At 36.5% G+C, this 2,979-nt stretch carries 3 protein-coding genes; all 3 read left to right on the top strand.

From position 1 onward, the window contains the following. On the top strand, positions 1-1,071 hold a 1,071-nt coding region (locus ENL20_00800), incomplete at its 5' end, for an asparagine--tRNA ligase (protein ID HHE37099.1). Positions 1,072-1,136: 65 nt separating this feature from the next. Next, positions 1,137-1,571: an N-acetyltransferase gene (locus ENL20_00805; GenBank protein HHE37100.1), complete on the top strand. Its 435-nt coding sequence runs from the start codon at positions 1,137-1,139 to the stop codon at positions 1,569-1,571. After that, positions 1,568-2,626: an S-methyl-5-thioribose-1-phosphate isomerase gene (mtnA, locus tag ENL20_00810; protein HHE37101.1), complete on the top strand. Its 1,059-nt coding sequence runs from the start codon at positions 1,568-1,570 to the stop codon at positions 2,624-2,626. The genes ENL20_00805 and mtnA overlap by 4 nt, the downstream gene beginning before the upstream one ends. Positions 2,627-2,979 lie beyond the last annotated feature (353 nt).

Here is a 2,979-nt window from a genome sequence, read left to right on the forward strand (position 1 = left end):
CCGAATGAACACCCAAAAAGAAAGGGTGAATACGAATTCCAGTTGAAACAAATAAAGATCATCGATCTCGCTGGAGAATATCCAATTTCCAAAAAAGAACACGGACCGGATTTTCTACTTTCACAAAGACACCTCTGGTTGCGTTCGAGAAAGCAGAATGCGATCTTGAAGATTCGACACACTGTCTATTTCGCTATTTGCGAATATCTGAATGACAATGGATTCTATCGTTTCGATTCTCCTATCCTGACCCCGAATGCTTCTGAAGGAACAACTACGCTTTTTGAAGTTCCCTATTTCGACGAAGGAGTCGCCTATCTTTCTCAGTCCGGACAGTTGTACCTCGAAGCCGGGATTATGAGTTTGGGTAAGGTCTATGATTTTGGTCCTGTTTTCAGAGCGGAAAAGTCCAAGACCAGAAAACATCTTACTGAATTCTGGATGATGGATGCAGAAGCTGCTTTTGTCGAACACGCTGAGAGTATGAAAATCCAGGAAGAATTGATCCGCTTTGTTATCAATACTGTTTTGCTAAGAAATGAGAAAGAACTGGAAATTTTAGAACGAGATATAGAAAAACTGAAAAAAGCGGATGCTCCTTTCAAAATATTGACGCACAAACAGGTCATAGACTTGCTTAAAGCAAAAGGAACTGATATCGATTATGATTCGGACTTTGGAGCAGCGGAAGAGGATTTGATCACCCGGGATTCGGATGTTCCGATCTTCGTTGAGAAGTGGCCCAAAGAAATCAAGTCTTTCTATATGAAGCGTGATCCTGAAAATCCTGATCTCGTTTTAGGATCTGATCTGATCGCACCGGAAGGATTTGGTGAGATAATCGGCGGTTCACAAAGGGAAGATGATCATGACATTCTATTGAACAGGATCAAGGCTGAAGGATATGATCTTAAAAATTATCAATGGTTTCTTGATCTGCGAAAGTACGGATCAGTCCCTCACAGTGGTTTTGGAATCGGATTGGAACGGTTAATACAATGGATGAGCGGAGTTAAGCATATCAGGGAAGTTATTCCTTTCCCGAGAATGATACACAGGCTTTATCCGTAATTTTTTTTTCAAAACTTGCCAAATTTTTAATAATTTGGCAAGTTTAATCTTTAAATACTTAAACAATGATTATCTCCAACCCAAAAAAAAGAGAAGAATTTGAACAATATTACTACCTTCGCTGGAAAATCCTGCGGAAACCCTGGAATCAGGCAAAAGGCTCTGAAAAAGATGAACTGGAAGATAAAAGCATTCATAGAACGGTTTACGATAAAAACGGTAAACTGATCGGTTGCGGCAGATTGCATTTTAACTCCAAAATTGAAGCACAGATCAGATATATGGCAGTAGAGAAAGAATATCAGGGAAAAGGTGTAGGCTCTCTAATTCTGAAATCTCTGGAAGAAGCAGCAAAGGTTAGAAAAGCAAAATATATCATTCTAAATTCAAGAAAGAATGCTGTAAAATTTTATCAGAAATATGACTATCATGTTGTTAAGAAAGGTCAAACATTATTTGATTCGATCGAGCATTATAAGATGATGAAGAAATTGCAATGAGAGTAAACGGTATTAACTATCGAACAATATGGATGAAAGATTCATCTGTTTTTATGATCGATCAACATCTTCTACCATTTGAATTTAAAATCTATGAAGCAAGAACTTATAAAGATTCCTGTAATGCCATAAAAAGCATGAGAATTCGAGGAGCTGGAGCGATCGGAGCTATTGCTGGTTTTGCTATGGCTCAATCTTTCATGGAAGCTCCAAAAAATAATTTCCGGAAATTTATCGAAAAAGCAAAATTAGAAATTGAATCGACCAGACCGACAGCAAGAAATTTATTTTATGCAACTGAGCGTGTATTTAATTACGCTATAAAATCCGAAAATCCAATTCTATCAGCAATTTTTGAAGCTCAGAAAATATCGGATGAAGATGCGGATGCATCGAGGAAAATCGGAGAATTCGGGAATGATCTGATCAAGGACGGATTCAAAATTGAAACGCATTGTAATGCTGGCTGGCTGGCTTTTGTTGATTTCGGAACTGCCCTCTCCCCTATATATTTTGCTCATCAATCAGGGAAAAATATTTTTATATATGTGGATGAAACCAGACCGAGAAATCAGGGAGCAAAACTTACTGCCTGGGAATTACAGAACGAAGGAATTCCTCACAAGATCATTCCTGATAATGCTGGTGCGTATTTGATGTCTCAAAGAAAAATCGATATGATGATCGTTGGTGCAGACAGAATCGCTGTAAATGGAGATGTTGCCAATAAGATCGGAACTCTTGAAAAAGCAATTTGTTCAAAAGAATTTGATATTCCATTTTATATTGCGGCACCTATTTCATCTTTTGATCTTAATTGCAGATCAGGTAAGGAAATTAATATTGAAGTAAGAAATGAAAATGAAGTGCTTTACCAAACAGGCTTGAATGAAAAAGGAAATTTACAGAAAATATTAGTATGTTCTCCCTGTTCGAGAGCTTTTAATCCTGCTTTCGATGTAACTCCTGCTGAATATATAACAGGATTCATTACTGAAAAGGGAATTATCAAACCGGAGAAGAATGAGATTTTAAAGTTGTTTGCTTGTTCCTAAATTTCCAGTCTGTGTTAAAACAGTAGTCCGACATTCCGTAGCGGATAAATGAACTCGAAATATCGCCTGAAATAAACTAAATCGGTTTAGCAGACCAATTTGAGTTTTCAAAATCAATGATAATTTTATTTTCACCCAAGCTGTTCAATTTGGAATATAATTTGGTGAAAAATTATATTTTTTAGAAGTGTTTATTAATAAAAAAATCAGAGAAAAACTGAGTCCACTCTAAAAAGACAATAATTTAAAATATGTATGAAATTTTGCACGAAATTTGGAAACTGATGAATCGGTTAATGACCTCTATCTTCTTATTAACCACCAACTTAAGTTGGTGGTTAATGAAACAGGAA

This window comes from Candidatus Cloacimonadota bacterium, from assembly GCA_011372345.1.
Classification (GTDB): Bacteria; Cloacimonadota; Cloacimonadia; order Cloacimonadales; family TCS61; genus DRTC01.